Here is a 16,259-nt window from a genome sequence, read left to right on the forward strand (position 1 = left end):
TTGCATCCATATGACCAGTTTTATGCCGGTTCGCCCGTGAAGGGGCGGCCGAAGGGAGTGTTTAACGTGGCTGACTTGCCGACTGCAATTTTTCTGATGGGGCCGACGGCCTCCGGCAAGACGGATCTCGCCATTGAACTGTGCCAGGCCCTGCCCTGCGACATCATCAGCGTGGACTCCGCGCTCATCTATCGCGGCATGGACATAGGCACCGCCAAGCCGACGCCAGCCGAGCTGGCGCAGGCCCCGCACCGGCTCATCGACATCCTGGATCCCGCCATGAGCTATTCGGCGGCGGATTTTTGCAAGGATGCCCTGCGGGAGATGAAAGAGATCGCCGACCGTGGCCGCATTCCGCTGCTGGTGGGCGGCACCATGCTCTATTTCAAGGCGCTGCTGGAGGGGCTTTCTCCACTGCCTTCCGCCGATCCCGCCATTCGGGCCGGCATCGAGGAAGAAGCTGCCCGCCTCGGCTGGCAGGCGCTGCACGACGAACTGGTGCGCATCGACCCGGTGGCCGGTGCCCGCATCCACCCCAACGATCCCCAGCGCCTGTGCCGGGCGCTCGAGGTTTACCGCATCAGCGGCAAGACCCTCACCGAGTTGACCCAGGTACAGGGAGAGGGGCTGCCCTACCGGGCGCTGCAGTTTGCCATCGCGCCGAGGGATCGGGCCGTGCTGCACCAGCGCATCGAGCAGCGGTTTGACAAGATGCTGGGCAGCGGCTTCGAGCAGGAGGTCAGGGCGCTTTACGAGCGGGGGGATCTCACCCCGGATCTTCCCTCCATTCGCTGCGTGGGATACCGCCAAATGTGGGACTACCTGGCGGGGGAAGTGGAGTATGATGAGATGCGTTATCGCGGCATTGTTGCCACCCGCCAGTTGGCCAAGCGTCAGATGACCTGGTTGCGCGGTTGGCCTGATGTGACCTGGTTGGAATCTGGTGAGTCTGGCAATCTGGCCAGGGTCGTCGCCCAAGCTGGTCCGGCTTGACACTCCTGTATAATCAGGTTGTTATATTGAATATCCGGTGTTTAAAAACAACAAACTATAAGGAAAAGAAAGATGGCTAAGGGGCAATCTCTCCAAGACCCGTTTTTGAATGCGCTGCGCCGTGAGCGTATTCCTGTTTCTATCTATTTGGTGAACGGCATCAAACTGCAGGGTCAGATCGAATCGTTTGACCAGTTTGTCATTCTGCTGAAGAACACCGTGAGCCAGATGGTCTACAAGCACGCCATTTCCACCGTGGTGCCGGCCCGTGCCGTCAACCATCACCAGCACGCCCCGGGCGCCGCCGGTGAAGAGCAGGGTGAAGCCGAGGCGTGATATCCTGCGGCGAGTCCACTCGCCAACTCAGATCCATCATGATACCTGTCAAGGAGCAAGCGCTTGTTTGACCGTTACGAAGCTGGTGAACAGGCCGTTCTGGTACATGTCAACTTCAGCGATGAGGGCGAGCGGGAGGATCTGGACGAGCTCAAGATGCTGGTGAGCTCGGCCGGGGTCAATGCACTGGGGGTGATCACCACCAGTCGCAGCGCACCCAGCGCCAAATTTTTTGTCGGCAGCGGCAAGGCGGAAGAGATCGCGTCCCAGGTCCAGATGCTGGACGCCGATGTGGTCATCTTCAACCATGCCCTGACCCCCGCCCAGGAGCGCAACCTGGAGCGTCTGTTCCAGTGCCGGGTCGTGGACAGGACAGGCCTTATCCTCGATATCTTCGCCCAGCGCGCCCGCACTCACGAAGGCAAGTTGCAGGTCGAACTGGCCCAGTTGCGCCATCTTTCCACTCGTCTGGTGCGAGGCTGGACCCACCTTGAGCGACAAAAGGGGGGGATCGGTCTGCGCGGCCCGGGTGAAACCCAGCTTGAAACCGACCGACGCCTGCTGCGTGAGCGCATCAAGGCCATTTTGCGCCGCCTCGACAAGGTGGCCAAGCAGCGGGAGCAGGGGCGCCGTGCCCGCAACCGCAACGAAGTGCCGACCGTTTCTCTGGTGGGGTATACCAACGCCGGAAAATCCACTTTGTTCAACCAACTTACAGATGCCAGCGTGTATGCTGCCGACCAATTGTTCGCAACCCTGGACCCCACCCTGCGCAAATTGGTGATCCAGGATGTGGGTGATGTGATCCTGGCGGATACAGTTGGATTTATTCGGCACTTGCCCCATGATCTGGTCGCGGCCTTCAAGGCGACCCTGCAGGAGACTCGCGAAGCGGACCTGCTGCTGCACGTGGTGGACTGCGCCGATGAACAGATGCAGGAGAATATCGAGTCGGTCCAGCGTGTGCTGGCCGAGATCGAGGCGGATGACCGTCCCCAACTGATGATCTGCAACAAGATCGACAAGCTGGGGGATCGTCCGGCTGGTCTTGAACGGGATGAGGCTGGACGACCGGTGCGAGTCTGGTTGTCGGCCCAGACTGGCGAGGGCAGTGAATACCTGTTCCAGGCACTGACCGAACTGCTGGCCGGCTCCATGGTGCATCACACCCTGCAACTGCCCCCTTCCGCCGCCAGACTGCGCAGTGCGCTCTATCGGCTGAAAGGTATCGAGCAGGAAGGTTTCAGCGAGGAGGGGGACTTTGTGCTGGAAGTTCGCCTGCAACTGGCTGACTGGAACCGCCTCATGAAACAAGAAGGTGAGATTTTACAACGCTTTATCAGGCATTGATGGGTCGATGAACATAACTGGTTTGCTGATTTCATCGCCCCTCTGTGGCCCGATAGAGATGATATCCATCCGCATGTATTAATGGAGACGCTGATGGCTTGGAATGAGCCTGGTAACAATGGCAAAGACCGTGACCCCTGGGGGAACAACGGCAAGAATCAGGGCCCCCCTGATCTGGACGAGATGCTTCGCAAGGTGAGCCGTCGTTTTGGCGGTCTGCTCGGTGGTGGCAAATCCGGTGGTGGTGACGTCGGCAAGTTCGGCCTCTCCATTGCCTTGGTGGTGGCCGTGGTGGTGTGGGTCGTCAGCGGCTTCTACACCATTCGCGAAGCCGAGCGGGGCGTGGTGCTGCGCTTTGGCGAATACTCCCACAACGTGGATCCCGGTCTGCGCTGGAAACCGACCTTCATCGACCGGGTGATCCCGGTGGACGTGGAATCGGTCCGTTCCCTGCCGGCGTCCGGTTTCATGCTGACCCAGGATGAGAACGTGGTGCGGGTCGAGATGGACGTGCAGTATCGCGTGGTCGATCCCGAGCAGTACCTGTTCAGCGTGACCAATGCAGACGAGAGCCTGAGCCAGGCCACGGACAGCGCCCTGCGCTACGTGGTGGGTCACACCCGGATGGACGATGTGCTGACCACGGGTCGTGAGAAGGTGCGTCAGGAAACCTGGCAGGTGATCGACAGCATCATCGAGCCCTATCAGATGGGTCTGCAGATCGTGGACGTCAACTTCCTGCCGGCGCGTCCGCCGGAAGAAGTGAAGGATGCGTTTGATGACGCCATCTCCGCCCAGGAAGATGAGCAGCGTTTCATCCGTGAAGCGGAAGCCTATGCCCGTGAAGTGGAGCCCAAGGCTCGTGGCCAGGTCAAACGTCTGGAGCAGGAGGCCGAAGCCTACAAGTCCCAGATCGTGTTGAAGGCCAAGGGTGAAGTCGCTCGCTTCAACGAGCTGCTGCCCCAGTATCAGGCCGCGCCCGAGCTGACCCGTGATCGTATCTACCTGGAAACCATGGAAGAGCTCTATCAGCAGGCCAACAAGGTGGTGGTCGACATGCCGGCTGGCAACAACAGCATGATCTACCTGCCGCTCGACAAGCTCTCTGGCAAGGCGAATGCCGTGCAACCGGCACGTCCTGCGGGCACCCCGGCAGTCGAGGCGGCCCAGCCGTCCAACGAAGGGGCCAACTCCACTCCGACCCCGCTGCGTGGCGGTGATCGTTTCAGCACAGGGAGAAACTGATAGATGAAAAAGCTAGCTATTGGTGTCATCGCTGTGGCCGCCATGGTCTGCTTCTCTTCCATCTTCATCGTCGATGAAGGACAGAAGGGGATCGTGGTGCAGTTTGGCAAGGTGAAACGGGTCGACTCCGGTGAACCGCGCCTGTACGAGCCGGGCCTGCACTTCAAGGTGCCGCTCATCGACCAGGTACGTAAGATGGATGCCCGCATCCAGACCCTGGAAGGCCAGGCGGATCGCTTCGTTACGTCCGAGAAGAAGGATCTCATCATCGACTCCTACGTGAAGTGGAAGATCGAGGACTTCTCCAAGTACTACCTGGCGACCGGTGGTGGCAACAAGATCCAGGCTGAAGACCTGCTCAAGCGCAAGATCAACAACGGCCTGCGTTCCGAGATCGGTAACCGCACCATCAAGGACATCGTCTCCGGCGAGCGCAGTACCGTGATGGAAGATGCCCTGATGAAGATGGCGCGCTCCTCCGAGCTCGGCATCAAGGTGGTGGATGTGCGCATCAAGCAGATCAACCTGCCGGTGGAAGTTTCCAGCTCCATCTATCAGCGGATGCGTGCCGAGCGGACTGCGGTAGCCCGTGAACACCGTTCACAGGGCCGCGAGCAGGCCGAGATCCTGCGTGCAGACATCGACCGCAAGGTGACCGTGATGATCGCCGACGCCGAGAGTAATGCCCGTCAACTGCGTGGTGAAGGGGATGCCGAAGCCGCCAGGATCTATGCCGACAGCTACAAGAAGGACCCCGAGTTCTTCAGTTTCGTGCGCAGCATGGAGGCCTATCGCAAGAGCTTCGCCGGTGGGAACGACCTCATGGTCCTGAAACCGGACAGCGAGTTCTTCCGCTACCTCAAGTCGCCGCACGGCAACAAGCAGTAAACATGTGTTGATATGACCCAAGGGCCTGATGATTCAGGCCCTTTTGTTTGCCGGCCACAGACCGGCAGGGGAACAGGGACAAGGAGAGGTGATGCTGACATCCATGTTGATGGGGCTGGGGTTGCTGCTGCTCTTCGAAGGATTGGGGCCCTTGCTTGCTCCCAGGGCATGGCAGCAGATGCTGCGCCTGCTCGGGGAGTTGCCGCCGGAACAGCTGCGCCGCATCGGCGGCTGTCTGGTGGTGGCAGGTGGTGTCATCTTGTGGGCGTTGGCCCGTTAGAATCTGTGTTGATACGACAGTGGCACGGGGAATTCGGACAATAAAAAAGAGGCCCTCTGGCCTCTTTTTTATTGTCCGCCGGCTGGCATCAGGCGCTGCGCTGCACCGCCATGTGGGCCAGGGTCTCCAGCGCTTGCTTGTGCCGGGAGTCCGGCAAGATGGCGAGGGCGGCGATGGCCTTGTCAGCCTCTTCCCGAGCCCGCTGGCGGGAGTATTCGAGAGCTCCGGTGCGATCCAGGATGCCCAGAATACGCTCCAGGTGATCCATACCGTTGCGGTGCTCGATGGCATCGCGCACCAGTTGACGCTCTTCCGGGGTACCCACTTCCATGGCGCGCAACAGCGGCAGGGTCGGCTTGCCTTCGGCCAGATCGTCACCCACGTTCTTGCCCATCTCCTCGCTCTGGGAGCAGTAGTCCATCACGTCGTCGATGATCTGGAACGCGGTACCCAGGTACTTGCCGTAGTCGGTCATGGCCTGCTCGACGGGCTCGGGCTGATGGGTCAGCACGGCGGCGAGTCGGGTCGCGGCTTCAAACAGCTTGGCGGTCTTGCAGTAGATGACCGTCATGTAGCTCTCTTCCGTGGTATCCGGATCGTTGCAGTTCATCAGCTGCAGCACTTCGCCTTCGGCGATGGTATTGGTGGCATCGGAGAGGATCTCCATCACCTTCAGGTTGGAGAGTTCGCTCATCATCTGGAAGGAGCGGCTGTAGAGGTAGTCACCCACCAGGACGCTGGCGGCGTTGCCAAACAGGGCGTTGGCGGTTTCCCGGCCGCGGCGCAGGTCGGATTCGTCGACCACGTCGTCGTGCAGCAGGGTGGAGGTGTGAATGAATTCGATGATGGCGGCCAGTTTCAGGTGATCTTCACCCTCATAGCCCAGTGCGCGTGCGGCCATCACGGTCAGCATGGGGCGCATCCGTTTTCCGCCTGCACTGACAATATAGAAACCCAGCTGGTTGATCAGGCTGACATCGGACTGGAGTCTCGCCAGGATCAGTTCATTGACCGCCGTCATGTCGGCGGCACAGAGCGCACGGATAGTCTGTTGGTCCATAAGTCTCGTAACGTGACGGCAGCATTTACTGCGTTTTTAGCAATGGCGGGGATTCTACACGATTTCACAATGGGTTACAGTTAGGCGTTTATTCACGGGGGCAGATATGCGCACAAAATAAACTTTTTGCTAAATTGGCCTTGCCTCGGCAAATCGTTCTGCGTAGAATGCCCGCCCATTGTTATAGGTTTTTGTGCGTGTCTGGCCTTGAGCAAAAGACACGCCTTTACGGAGTTAATCAAATGTACGCGGTATTCCAAAGCGGCGGAAAACAACACCGTGTGGCCGAAGGTCAAATCGTTCGTCTGGAAAAGCTGAACGTTGAGACTGGCGCTACCATCGACTTCAACGAAGTGCTGATGGTTGCTGCAGGCGACACTTTCAAAGTAGGTGCTCCTTTCGTTGAAGGTGGCAAGGTTGTGGCTGAAGTTGTGGCTCACGGCCGTGGCGAGAAAGTGACTATCGTCAAGTTCCGTCGTCGTAAGCACCACCGTAAGCAAGCGGGCCACCGTCAGTGGTTCACTGAAGTCAAAATCACTGGCATCAGCGCTTAATTAGAGGAGTCCGATAGATGGCACACAAAAAAGCTGGCGGTTCATCCCGCAACGGTCGCGATTCTGAAGCTAAACGCCTGGGCGTGAAGCGTTTCGGCGGCGAAACAGTTCTGGCTGGCAGCATCATCGTTCGTCAGCGCGGCACCAAGTTCCACGCTGGTGAGAACGTTGGTCTGGGCAAGGACCACACTCTGTTCGCTACCGCGAACGGTAAAGTGCAGTTCGAAGTTAAAGGTCCGCAGAATCGTAAGTACGTCAGCATCGTTGCTGAGTAATTACGGACCGCAAGGATCCGAAGCCCCGCCAACCTGGCGGGGCTTTTGTTTTTCTGATGAGTTTGACGAAAAAACGGCACGCGGATGAGCCGGCGCTGACAGCCCTCATCGGCCAGATGCGCCTCGCCCGAAGGGGCCCGTATCACTATAATTGCGTATCGGTTTTTCGAATTAAGGTGACGGTTACCTATGAAGTTTGTTGATGAAGTCCAGATTCGAGTCGATGCCGGTGACGGTGGTAACGGTTGTGTGAGCTTCCGCCGCGAGAAGTACATCCCGAACGGCGGCCCGGACGGCGGTGACGGCGGTGATGGTGGCGACGTGTATCTGGTGGCCGATGAAAACCTGAACACCCTGATCGACTACCGTTTCGAGCGCTTCCACGCCGCCGAGCGTGGCGAGAACGGCCAGAGTGCCAACTGTACCGGTCGTCGCGGCAAGGACAAGATCCTGCGAGTACCGGTCGGCACCCGCGCCACCGATGAAGACACCGGCGAGCTGCTGGGGGATTTGACCAGTCACGATCAGAAGCTGCTGGTTGCCAAGGGCGGCTTCCACGGCCTTGGCAACACCCGCTTCAAGAGCTCGGTCAACCGGGCGCCGCGCCAGAAGAGCAACGGCACCCCGGGTGAAGTGCGTACCCTGAGGCTGGAGCTGCTGCTGCTGGCGGATGTCGGCATGCTGGGTCTGCCCAACGCAGGCAAGTCCACCTTCATTCGCGCCGTTTCTGCGGCCCGTCCGAAAGTGGCAGACTACCCTTTCACCACCCTGGTACCGAACCTGGGTGTGGTACGTGGCGAGAACTCCCGCTCCTTCGTCATTGCAGACATTCCCGGCCTCATTGAAGGGGCTGCCGAGGGTGCAGGCCTGGGGATCCGCTTCCTCAAGCACCTGGAGCGTTGCCGCGTCCTGATCCACCTGGTGGATATCTGCCCGGTGGATGGTTCCGATCCTGCCGAGAACGCCGTGACCATCGTCCGGGAGCTGGAAAAATACAGCCCCGAGCTGGCGGGCAAGCCGCGCTGGCTGGTGTTCAACAAGATGGACCTGATCCTGGAAGAAGAGGCTCAGGAAGTGATGGACAGAGTCAAGGCAGCCCTCAACCACGAAGGTCCGGTCTACGCCATCACCGCCATCAGCAAGGAAGGCACCAAGAAGGTGTGCTACGACATCCTGGATCTGCTGGACACCATGCCCCGTCAGCTGGCGGAGGATGCCAGAGACGCCATCGAGAAGGTGGAGTTCAAGTGGGACGACTATCACAAGAACCAGCTGGCCAAGGCGGAAGCCGATGCCCTGGCGGCGTCCAAGGCCTTCGATGATGGCCTGGACGATGACGACTGGGACGATGAGGACGACGACGGCGTCGAAGTCATTTACGTTCGCGATTGAGCATCATGTTCGTGACAAGACCGGAGCCAGACAGGCTCCGGTTTTTTTATGGGACGATCGACGGGATCACCCTATAGATATATTTTTCATGTCTCTTATTGCCTGACAGTGGCTGCGGATTATACTGCGCACCTGAATGTAACCTGTATGAAACATTATGCTAACCATTCAAATTGAATCGATATGCATGACTGTTTTGGTTTGTTCTTATGGATGGTTCGCCTGATAAAATATTTATGCTTGAAATGATCAATTAACGGCTTGTTTGTGCAGTTTTTTGGGTTATTCTTGCGCCCGTTTTCCGGGCGAGGGCATGAGTATGCAGGCGGCCCGGCTGAAGGAAAAGTCACATTTAAGGCTGTTTATATGTTGGAAAAGACCCTGGAAGCACCGGCAATCCGTACTCGCCGCAACGTGCTGATGTTTTTGATCCCGTCACTGATCGGGATCCTGCTGTTCATGACCCCGGTCATCTATGACGGCAATGTCACCATTCCCGTCGCCGTGTTGGCGAAGCTGGTTCAAACGGTGTTTGCCGATCATCTGGTGGCCATGGTCAGCGCCATCATCACCACCACCATGCTGATGACCCTGATCGCCTGGCTGTTCAAACCGGCGATCCTGGTAAAACGGCCCTTCCTCAACAGCCTGTTCAACGTCTCCCCCTTCTGGGCGTGCGTGCGGGTGCTGGGGGGGGTCTTCGTGCTGTTGACCTTCTTTGAAGCCGGTCCCGAGGTGCTGCGCTCAGGGGCGACCGGCGGCCTGGTGCTGCATGATCTGTTGCCGGTACTGTTCTCCGTCTTCATCTTTGCGGGCCTGCTGCTGCCCTTGCTGCTGGATTTTGGTCTGCTGGAGTTTGTCGGTACCATGATGACCCGCATCATGCGTCCGGTGTTCCGTCTGCCGGGTCGTTCTGCGGTGGACTGCTTCGCCTCCTGGCTCGGTGATGGCAGCGTCGGGATCCTGCTGACCAGCAAGCAGTATGAAGGCAAGTTCTACACCCAGCGGGAAGCAGCCGTCATCGGTACCACCTTCTCCGCCGTCTCCATCACCTTCTGTCTGGTGGTGATTTCCCAAGTGAAGCTGGAGCACATGTTCGTCCCCTTCTACCTGACCGTCTGCCTGGCCGGTGTGGTGGCCGCCATCGTGGTGCCGCGCCTGCCGCCGCTCTCCTGGAAGAAGGATGTCTACAGCGACGGTACTCCCCTGTGCCGCAAGCAGGAGGCCATCCCCCATCAGCACAGCGTACTGAGCTACGGCTACCATCGTGCCCTGACCAAGGCCGACAGCATGACGGATCTCGGCGCCGTGGCGCGTGAAGGGGTGAAAAACGCCCTGGACATGGTGTTTGGCGTGCTGCCGGTGGTGATGGCCGTCGGGACCTGTGCCCTGATGCTGGCGGAGCACACCCCGGTGTTCAACTGGCTGGGGGCGCCCTTCGTGCCTTTGCTCGAGCTGCTGCAACTGCCGGAGGCGGAAGCTGCTTCCAAGACCATCATGGTGGGCTTCGCCGACATGTTCATCCCGGCGGTGCTGGCCTCCACTATCGAGAGCGACATCACCCGCTTTGTGATCGCCGCCATGTCGGTCACCCAGCTCATCTACATGTCGGAAGTGGGCGCTCTGTTGCTGGGCAGCAAGATCCCGGTCAAGTTGTGGGAGCTGTTCGTCATCTTCCTGCTGCGCACCCTGGTCACCCTGCCGGTGATTGCCGGTGTGGCGCACCTGCTGTTCTAAGGGGCGAAGTGGAACGAAAAACGGTCAACCTGGGTTGACCGTTTTTTTATGGGCGAGTGCCAGCGGAAGGTCAGTGTGATCCTGCCAGCAGGGCCTGGCATTCGACCTCGTCCAGCTGCTCGGGGGCGAGGAAGTGTCTGGCGTAGTCCCGCCAGATGCCGCTCTCGATGAAGAGGGCAAACAGGGCCGGGTCTATGTGCTGTTCCTGCACCATCTTCACCATGATGGCCAGGGACTGGGAGACCGTTTTGCCAGACTTGTAGGGGCGATCGCTCGCCGTCAGCGCCTCAAAGATGTCTGCAATGGCCATGATGCGGGCGGGAATGCTCATCTGCCCCCCTTGCAACTGGCGCGGGTAGCCCGTGCCGTCCATCCGCTCGTGATGGCCCCCCGCAATCTCCGGCACCTTGCGCAAATGGCGGGGGAAGGGGAGCTTCTCCAGCATGCGTATGGTCTGGATGATGTGATCGTTGATCTTGTAGCGCTCCTCTTCGGTGAGGGTGCCACGGCCGATGGCGAGATTGTAGCGCTCCCCCCTGTTGTAGAGGTGGGTGGGCACCCGCACCTTGAAGCCCCATGGGTTGTGTCGGGCGAGATTGTCGTGCTCGGGGCGAGGGATGAGATGGACCGCCTTGTCGGCGAGCAGCGACTCTCGGCAGGGGAGGGGAGAGGGGGCCTCCTGGTGGCGCTTGCGCTCCTCCTGACTGATGCCGAGCCGATCGTCCAGAGTGCGCAACCAGGTGCGGCTGGCAATGGTATCCAGCCTGGCGAGCTTCTCCGGCGCCATCCACTCGCCCCCCAGATTGCACTCGGCCACGAAGGCGAACTCCTGATCCAGGGTGTGCCAGAGGTGGGTTACAGCCTCGAGGGCGGCCTGCTGCCCGGATGGAGGCAGCAGGGCGCAGAGCGCCTCAATGTGAGCATCCCGCTTGAGCACCTCGAAGCGGGTGCGGATCTCGTGGATCCTGTCGTAAATGGTCTCGAGTTTGGTCGCCTTGTCCACCACGAACTCCGGGGTGGTGACCTTGCCGCAGTCGTGCAGCCAGCTCGCGATATGGATGGCCTCCCACTCCTCTTCGTTGAGCCGGAAATCGGCAAAGGGCCCTGTCTGCTGTGCGCAGGCAGCCTGGGTCAGCATCCTGGCCAGTTCCGGCACCCGCTGGCAGTGGCCGCCGGTGTAGGGGCTCTTGGCATCGATGGCACCGGCGATGAGCTCGATGAAGGCTTCCAGCAGCTGCTTCTGCTCCTCCAGCAGGCGCTGGTTTTCGATGGCGGAGGAGGAGGTGCCCGCCAGCGCTTCGATGAGGCTGATGCGCGAGGCCAGTTCGCGGGCCGAGCAGTCTGGCAGGATCAGCAGCAGGCAGCCGATCAGCTCCTGACGGTGGTTGTGAAGGGGTTCGACCAGCAGTTGGCAGGCACCGGGGAAGGGGCCCCAGTCGCTGAGGTAGCGGGCCCACTGTGCCTCGTCGAGGGGCAGGCAGAGGCGCTCCGTGTGGTAGAGACCGCCGAGCAGCGCCGCCTGCCACTGTACCTGTTCGCACGCCAGCGGCTGCCCCTGCCAGATGGCGTGAACGGCCTGCATCTCGCTATCCTGGGCCAGGAATAGGCAGCCGCCCTCGGCCTGGGCTGCCGCCACCGTCTCGTGCAGGATGCGGCTGAGCAATGAATCGAAGCGATGCTCTGCCGCCAGCGCCCGGCCCATGTTCATGAAATTGCCGAGGGTCAGGCGCATGCTGGACATGGCGCGGGCGAGGTCGTCAATTTCGCGGATCGCCGAATCCGGCCCCGGGCTTTCGCCAAAGTCGAAGTGCTGGATCCGCTCAGCCTCCCCGGTCAATACCAGCAAGGGGGCGGCAGTGCGCCGGGCAGCCAGCCAGATGACGGGCAGCAGGAGCAGCAGACCGGCAAGGGCCCAGGCGAGATTGTGCAGCGCATCCTGGCGCGCCGGGGCGGTGAGCACCTCGGTGGGCACCAGGAGGGCGAGATAAAACGGGGACTCTTCCCCGAGGGAGGAGAGGTTGACCAGCCACTCCTGACCCTGAACCGTTGCCAGGGTCAGCTCGGCGGGGTGATGCAGCAGGGCAGGCCGCGCAGCCATCTCCTGTTGCAGCCTGGTGAGAATGGGGTGATTGAGGGCCGACAGCATGGGCAGGCGGCTCAGTTGCTCGAAGCTTGGGAGGCGCTCGGGATCCGTGGCCAGCAGGGTCCCGACCTCGTCAAACAGCACCAGCTGGCTGTGACCGGGCAGGGGCAACTCGCCGATGAGGGAAGAGAGCCCCTCCACGCCCGCATCGAGCCCGATCACCGCCCGGCGATCGTCGCTCTCCACCGCCAGTGTCATGCCTGGCTCCCGGGTAGTGAAGAAGAGGTAGGGGTGGGTCACTATGATGCCCGTGCTCCAGCGCGCCTCCTTGTACCAGCCCCGATCTCGCGGATCGAAACGGTAGTCCGGCATGGGGCGCCGCTCCAGCAGCCGCAGCCGCTGGTCGAAATAGAGGAACTCTCCCTGTCCCTGATGCAGGCTCTGGACCAGCAGGCGGCTCTCGGGCGGAGGCGCCTCCAGCGCCCCTCTCGCCCGTTCGGTCAGCTTGCGAACCAGAAAGAAATCGCCGTCCTCGTAACCGGCATAGATGGCGCCGTAACTGGTACTGTTGGCCAGTACTTCCGCCAGCTGGGGCAGGAAGGCGAGCCGCGTCTCGAGGTCTGTCATGGCGGACAGCTGGCCGCTGCGCAGCAGATTCAGGGACATGCGGGCCGGTCGCTGGTTCAGCTTGATGGCGAGGGCAAGCTGCTCCCGGTATTGCTGGAAGCTCTGACGTTCGTGCTCCAGCCCCTGCTGCATGCCCTGCTGGAACTGCAGCACGATGAGGGCGCCCCCCAGCAAGGAGAAAAGCAGGATGAAAAGGGTGGCAATGTGTACGTAAAAGGGTCTGCGACTGAGACTTGCGTTTGTCATGGACGGATCCTTGTCCCCTGGCGATCGCCGTATTGGTCACCTAACAGTGTGCTTGCTGGATGACAAAAAGCCTAGGACTCGATCTTGCGCTCTTCAGCCCCAAATCAACAGCCAGCCTTCGCGCTGCGTCCTTGCCCTGTGGTGAGATGATTCGTCCAGATATCTCATGCTACATTGCTCCCCTGATAAACGCCCTGTGAACCAATGGAGTGTCCCATGTCTGTTGTCCCCTATTCCGTGCTGGATCTGGTGCCCGTTCCCGAAGGTGGTCTGCCGGCCGAGTCGTTTCGCCACTCGCTGGATCTGGCTCGCCATGCGGAGCGCTGGGGCTACCACCGCTACTGGCTGGCGGAGCACCACAACATGCCGGGCATTGCCAGCGCCGCCACAGCGGTGCTGATTGGCCACCTGGCCGGGGGCACCACGACGTTGCGGCTCGGGGCTGGCGGCATCATGTTGCCGAACCACTCCCCCCTGGTCATTGCGGAGCAGTTCGGCACGCTGAGTTCCCTCTATCCGGATCGCATCGATCTCGGCCTGGGCCGCGCCCCTGGCAGCGATCAGCGCACCATGCAGGCGCTGCGCCGCCAGCGCAGCGGCGAGGTGGATGACTTCCCGGCGGATGTGCGCGAACTGATGAGTTATTTTGGCGACGAGGTCGGCGCCGTGCAGGCGGTGCCGGGTCAGGGACTCCATGTGCCCATCTGGCTGCTGGGATCCAGCCTCTACAGTGCCCAACTGGCAGCGGCCATGGGGTTGCCGTTCGGCTTTGCTTCCCACTTCGCTCCCGCCATGTTGCTGCAGGCGCTGGAGATCTACCGTACCCAATACCGTCCCTCTGCCCGTTGGCCCAAACCCCATGCGGTGGTGTGCGTCAACCTGATCGCCGCCGACACCGATCGTGAGGCCCGCTTCCTGTTCACCACCCTGCAGCAGCAGTTCCTGCGTCTCTACCGGGGGGATGCCGGCAAGCTGCCACTGCCGGTGCAGACGCTGGGGGATGAGTGGTCTGCCCGCGAATTGATGGCGATGGAGCAGACCCTGGCTCGCTCCCTGGTGGGGGAGCCGGATCGGGTACGCCACGGCCTCAAGGCTCTGCTGGCAGAGACCGGAGCGGACGAGCTGATGTTCAACGGCCCCATCGTCGATCATCAGGCGCGCCTGCGCTCCTTCGAGATTGGTGCCGAGCTGATGCAGGGGTTGTAACCCCCGCGACGCCTGGCCGCCAGCGGCACGCCAAGCCTGGCTGCTCGGGGAGCAAAAGCCACGATTGCGTGGTAGTAACTTTATGATTTTTAAAGGAAGTCAGGTGAGTGTCGGCCATCTGTCGTGTCGCCTCTCATCCCCTTTCCCTATGCTGGCCCTGTCAATCACCACAAGGAGCGCAAGATGATCGTCAGGAAGTTGAGATTGCAACGGGGATGGTCCCAGGAACAGCTGGCGACCCTCACTGGCCTGAGCGTTCGCACCATTCAGCGAATAGAGCAGGGACAACAACCCGGACTGGAATCCCTCAAGGCCCTGGCCGCCGTCTTCGAGCTCGATGTGACCCAACTGCAGGAGAGCGAGATGAAAGGGAATGAGGGCGAAGATCGGGGACGCGTGCAGGTGGCGCGGGATGAGCGGGAGGCGATGAAGTTCGTGGAGGGGCTCAGGGGCTTCTACGGCCACCTCATGAGCTATGTGCTGGTGATAGGGGGGCTGTTTGTCATCAACTACCTGAGCAACCCGGACTATATCTGGGCCTGGTGGCCCATGTTGGGATGGGGGCTGGGGCTGGCTGCCCACGCCATCAACCTGTTCCAGCCCTTCAAGCTGTTTGGCCCGGAATGGGAGCGGCGCCAGGTCGAGAAACGGCTGGGGCGCAGGCTCTGATCCGCTCATCATGAAAAAACGGGCCCGGCATTGCCGGGCCCGTTCTGTTTTCAGCTCCATTTCGCAGGAGAGGGCATTGCTCTCCTCTCAACGGCGGATCATTCCCTTGTTCCGCAAAGAGCCGCTCTACTTGGCATAGGCCGGGCAGGGAGTGGCGATCAGGGCGTCGTCCTCGTAGCGCCACAGGGTGAGGCTGTTGCCCCAGACGCACCCGGTGTCGAGTCCCTTGATATCGGATTTGCCGGTGTTGCCCATCAGGGCCGCCCAGTGGCCGAAGACCAGGATGGGGTCATCCACATGGTGCTCGCGCTGCTCGAACCAGGGGCGCAGGCCCGGGGTCGATTCGGTGGGGCCCTTCTTGCATTTGAAGTCGAGGCGCCCGTCGAAATAGCAAAAGCGCATCCGGGTGAAGCTGTTGATGATGTAGCGGTAACGCTCTATGCCCAGCAGGTTGTCGTTCCAGCTGTCGGGCTGATCGCCATACATGTTGTGCAGCAGCCAGCTGTACTGATCCCCGCGCAGCAGACTCTCCACCTCCCGGGCACAACTGCGGGCGGTGTGGGCGTCCCAGGCGGGGGAGAGGCCCGCATGCACCATCATGATGGGCAGGTCGGGGTGTTCTGCCAGCAGGGGACGGTGACGCAGCCACTCCAGCAGCTCGTCCCGATCCGGCGCCTCCATCAGCGCCTGCAACTTGTCTTTCTTCTTGAGCGGGGCGACCCCGTGGGCCACCGCCAGCAGGTGCAGGTCGTGGTTGCCGAGCACGGTGACGGCCTGCTGCCCCAGTGATTTGACGAAACGCAGGGTGTTGAGGGAGTCCGGCCCCCGGGCGACGAGATCGCCGCACAGCCAGAGCGTGTCGTTATCGAAGTCGAACTCGGCAAGATCCAGCAGACGGCGCAAATCGTCGTAGCAGCCCTGGATATCACCGACGAAACAGTTCGCCATGAAACCTCAGTTGATTATGTTGGGGACGGCCAGCGTGAAGGGGGCGATGGGGGCTTCGAATCGTTGCCCCGATTCATCCTGCAGGATGTAGCTGCCTTCCATCACGCCAAGCGGTGTGGCGAGGGGAACGCCACTCTGGTAGGAAAAGGTCTCGCCGGGGGCGATCAGGGGTTGTTCACCGACCACGCCGGGACCTTCCACTTCCAGCATCTTGCCATTGGCATCCGTAATGAGCCAGCGTCGATGCAGCAGTTGCACCGTGCCCGGACCCAGGTTCTCAATCTCGATGCGATAGAGAAAATGGTAGGGATCTGCGGTTCCCGCCACATAGCTGGGGTGGGGGCGGACCACTATCCGGGCTTGGGTCATG

The 16,259-nt window shown here is 60.9% G+C and carries 16 protein-coding genes; 12 read left to right on the forward strand and 4 right to left on the reverse strand.

Annotated features, from left to right (window positions below):
• The first annotated feature begins 75 nt into the window (after nt 1-75).
• From miaA to AB5Y68_RS13580, 6 genes are all read left to right on the forward strand, one after another.
• Complete coding sequence (gene miaA / locus AB5Y68_RS13555) at nt 76-993, forward strand: tRNA (adenosine(37)-N6)-dimethylallyltransferase MiaA (protein WP_080770083.1); 918 nt, start codon at nt 76-78, stop codon at nt 991-993.
• Nucleotides 994-1,065: 72 nt separating this feature from the next.
• Nucleotides 1,066-1,329: an RNA chaperone Hfq gene (hfq, locus tag AB5Y68_RS13560; RefSeq protein WP_011704864.1), complete on the forward strand. Its 264-nt coding sequence runs from the start codon at nt 1,066-1,068 to the stop codon at nt 1,327-1,329.
• Between the two features lie 63 nt (nt 1,330-1,392).
• Nucleotides 1,393-2,679: a ribosome rescue GTPase HflX gene (gene hflX / locus AB5Y68_RS13565; RefSeq protein ID WP_039040964.1), complete on the forward strand. Its 1,287-nt coding sequence runs from the start codon at nt 1,393-1,395 to the stop codon at nt 2,677-2,679.
• A 93-nt stretch (nt 2,680-2,772) separates the two neighbouring features.
• Nucleotides 2,773-3,924 (forward strand): FtsH protease activity modulator HflK, encoded by a 1,152-nt coding sequence (hflK, locus tag AB5Y68_RS13570; protein WP_010673195.1) that lies wholly within the window; start codon nt 2,773-2,775, stop codon nt 3,922-3,924.
• 3 nt (nt 3,925-3,927) lie between these two features.
• Nucleotides 3,928-4,812, forward strand: a complete 885-nt coding sequence (hflC, locus tag AB5Y68_RS13575) for a protease modulator HflC (RefSeq protein ID WP_010673196.1) — start codon at nt 3,928-3,930, stop codon at nt 4,810-4,812.
• Nucleotides 4,813-4,903: 91 nt separating this feature from the next.
• Entirely contained in the window at nt 4,904-5,092 is a 189-nt protein-coding gene (locus tag AB5Y68_RS13580) for a DUF2065 family protein (protein WP_010673197.1), read from the forward strand.
• An 88-nt stretch (nt 5,093-5,180) separates the two neighbouring features.
• Here AB5Y68_RS13580 and ispB read toward each other — a convergent pair whose 3' ends face one another.
• Nucleotides 5,181-6,152 (reverse strand): octaprenyl diphosphate synthase, encoded by a 972-nt coding sequence (gene ispB, locus AB5Y68_RS13585; protein WP_010673198.1) that lies wholly within the window; start codon nt 6,150-6,152, stop codon nt 5,181-5,183.
• Between the two features lie 242 nt (nt 6,153-6,394).
• On the opposite strand from ispB, the gene rplU reads away from it, so the two are divergent.
• The 4 genes from rplU to AB5Y68_RS13605 all read left to right on the forward strand — a co-directional run bounded on the left by rplU (nt 6,395) and on the right by AB5Y68_RS13605 (nt 10,110).
• Nucleotides 6,395-6,706: a 50S ribosomal protein L21 gene (gene rplU / locus AB5Y68_RS13590; protein WP_005304210.1), complete on the forward strand. Its 312-nt coding sequence runs from the start codon at nt 6,395-6,397 to the stop codon at nt 6,704-6,706.
• 17 nt (nt 6,707-6,723) lie between these two features.
• Nucleotides 6,724-6,981 (forward strand): 50S ribosomal protein L27, encoded by a 258-nt coding sequence (gene rpmA, locus AB5Y68_RS13595; protein ID WP_010673199.1) that lies wholly within the window; start codon nt 6,724-6,726, stop codon nt 6,979-6,981.
• Nucleotides 6,982-7,170: 189 nt separating this feature from the next.
• Nucleotides 7,171-8,373, forward strand: coding sequence for an Obg family GTPase CgtA (cgtA, locus tag AB5Y68_RS13600; protein WP_010673200.1), 1,203 nt, complete (start codon nt 7,171-7,173; stop codon nt 8,371-8,373).
• Between the two features lie 366 nt (nt 8,374-8,739).
• A complete protein-coding gene (locus tag AB5Y68_RS13605; protein ID WP_010673201.1) occupies nt 8,740-10,110 on the forward strand; it encodes a YjiH family protein in 1,371 nt (456 codons plus the stop codon).
• A gap of 70 nt (nt 10,111-10,180) precedes the next feature.
• Here AB5Y68_RS13605 and AB5Y68_RS13610 read toward each other — a convergent pair whose 3' ends face one another.
• Nucleotides 10,181-13,066 carry an HD domain-containing phosphohydrolase gene (locus AB5Y68_RS13610; protein ID WP_039040019.1) on the reverse strand — a complete coding sequence of 962 codons (2,886 nt, stop codon included), beginning with the start codon at nt 13,064-13,066 and terminating at the stop codon, nt 10,181-10,183.
• A gap of 216 nt (nt 13,067-13,282) precedes the next feature.
• On the opposite strand from AB5Y68_RS13610, the gene AB5Y68_RS13615 reads away from it, so the two are divergent.
• Nucleotides 13,283-14,272 carry a luciferase-like monooxygenase gene (locus tag AB5Y68_RS13615; RefSeq protein WP_039040020.1) on the forward strand — a complete coding sequence of 330 codons (990 nt, stop codon included), beginning with the start codon at nt 13,283-13,285 and terminating at the stop codon, nt 14,270-14,272.
• 183 nt (nt 14,273-14,455) lie between these two features.
• A complete protein-coding gene (locus AB5Y68_RS13620) occupies nt 14,456-14,941 on the forward strand; it encodes a 2TM domain-containing protein (RefSeq protein WP_039040021.1) in 486 nt (161 codons plus the stop codon).
• A gap of 126 nt (nt 14,942-15,067) precedes the next feature.
• Here AB5Y68_RS13620 and AB5Y68_RS13625 read toward each other — a convergent pair whose 3' ends face one another.
• Both AB5Y68_RS13625 and apaG read right to left on the reverse strand, forming a co-directional pair.
• Nucleotides 15,068-15,889, reverse strand: coding sequence for a symmetrical bis(5'-nucleosyl)-tetraphosphatase (locus AB5Y68_RS13625; protein WP_039040022.1), 822 nt, complete (start codon nt 15,887-15,889; stop codon nt 15,068-15,070).
• A 6-nt stretch (nt 15,890-15,895) separates the two neighbouring features.
• Complete coding sequence (apaG, locus tag AB5Y68_RS13630) at nt 15,896-16,258, reverse strand: Co2+/Mg2+ efflux protein ApaG (RefSeq protein WP_039040023.1); 363 nt, start codon at nt 16,256-16,258, stop codon at nt 15,896-15,898.
• Nucleotide 16,259 lies beyond the last annotated feature (1 nt).

Source organism: Aeromonas sp. R6-1 (assembly GCF_040908165.1).
Taxonomy (GTDB): Bacteria; Pseudomonadota; Gammaproteobacteria; order Enterobacterales; family Aeromonadaceae; genus Aeromonas; species Aeromonas caviae.